This is a genomic window from Deltaproteobacteria bacterium (genome assembly GCA_009930495.1).
GTDB lineage: Bacteria > Desulfobacterota > Desulfovibrionia > Desulfovibrionales > Desulfomicrobiaceae > Desulfomicrobium.
The window spans coordinates 1-1,387 of the sequence record RZYB01000402.1; the positions used below are offsets into that span (position 1 = coordinate 1).

A 1,387-nucleotide genomic window follows, 5' to 3' on the forward strand; every position below is an offset into this window, starting at 1 on the left:
TTTAATAATTTCAAAGAAATACCAATTTTTATCAATTCCGTCCTCCAAGGCAAGGCCAAAAAGGCCTCGGTTTCCCTTGGCCGGTTTATTTTCAACACCACCATCGGTCTGGGCGGTCTTATCGATGTCCTTGGTAACGGGGGCATTCCCCAGGAAAACGAGGATTTTGGCCAGACCCTGGGCGTCTGGGGCGTGCCGGCCGGGCCATACTTGGTCCTGCCGGTGCTTGGCCCCTCGGGCGTGCGCGACACGGGCGGATTGGCCGTGGACGCGATCATGACCCTCAACCCGGCCGATTTTATTTTCGACGGACTGAACTGGGCCGCCCAGGGCGCGGCCACGACCGGGGTGTATGCGGTCAAGGCCGTGGATTCCCGACATCAGGTCAAGTTTCGCTACTACGAAACCGGCAGCCCCTTCGAGTACCAGCTGGTCCGCTTCATCTATGCCAAGAAGCGGGAGCTGGACATCGACAAATGATGGTCGACGTTGTCATTCCGTGAATTGGGAATAAAGGATACGCCATGTCCGCCAGACAATCCGAGCCGACATCCATCCCGTGCCCCAAATGTGGGTCGGAAAACACGACCTTTTCGTCGCGATGCTCCCCGCTCGCGTTTTTGAACAAGCTCGCGCCGCGCAAACGGCTTCCGGTCGGGGCGTGCACGCTTGTTTGCAAGGATTGCGGACATCGGGCCGTGATCATGGTGGATTGATCGGGCAATGCCTTTCACGGCGAAAAAGCCCGCCTTGCCAAGAGGGCAAGGCGGGCTTTTTCGCGTTTTGCAAACCTCCTTGAACCGAGCCTCTCGTCCAGACCGCGAGCATTGCGAGCATGCCCATGGCCAGGGCGGTCGGACAAAGAGCGTGCACCGGGACCACATCCTTCTGTTCCGTCAGGCGGGTGCCGCGGTGCTCGAAATTGTCGGCGGGTCGGGCAAATCCGAGCTTCCAAATGTATCCGCGCCGTGATTCCGTGCTGGTCCCAGGCCGGGGTTTGCGGTAGGAGGGAAACGCGGCCGTTTTCTCGCCCGCCTCGTCATTCTTGCAAAATTCCTTCTGGAGGACGCCCATGTCCGCGAAGCCCATATCCTTTGGTTGGAGACTGTTTTTCGACCAAAGCGTGCATTTCATGGCTGTTCTGGATCTGGACGGCGCGATACTGGCCATCAACAAAGCGGCCTTGGAAATGACCGGAACGCGGGAAGATGATCTTGTCGGGCGCGCGTTCTGGGACGCCTCGTTTTGGCCGGACCGCGTCGAGGCCGAGGGCGTGTGCCGGGACGCTTTTACCGTTGTCCGTTCCGGGCGGGCGCACCGTCAGGATGCCACGCATGTCACGGCCTCGGGCGTAAAGATCGTCGTGGATTTTTCGGTGGCCCCTTTT

Annotated in this window: 3 protein-coding genes; 2 read left to right on the forward strand and 1 reads right to left on the reverse strand. The window is 59.3% G+C overall.

Going from position 1 to position 1,387, the window contains the following annotated elements:
• Nucleotides 1-480, forward strand: a 480-nt coding sequence (locus EOL86_15005) for a VacJ family lipoprotein (GenBank protein ID NCD26877.1), incomplete at its 5' end; no start/stop codon positions are given.
• A 222-nt stretch (nucleotides 481-702) separates the two neighbouring features.
• Here EOL86_15005 and EOL86_15010 read toward each other — a convergent pair.
• Complete coding sequence (locus tag EOL86_15010; GenBank protein ID NCD26878.1) at nucleotides 703-1,074, reverse strand: hypothetical protein; 372 nt, start codon at nucleotides 1,072-1,074, stop codon at nucleotides 703-705.
• Between EOL86_15010 and EOL86_15015 the strand changes: the two genes are divergently transcribed.
• A partial coding sequence (locus EOL86_15015) for a PAS domain S-box protein (GenBank protein NCD26879.1) occupies nucleotides 1,073-1,387 on the forward strand: 315 nt, incomplete at its 3' end. The two genes, EOL86_15010 and EOL86_15015, sit on opposite strands and share 2 nt — an antisense overlap.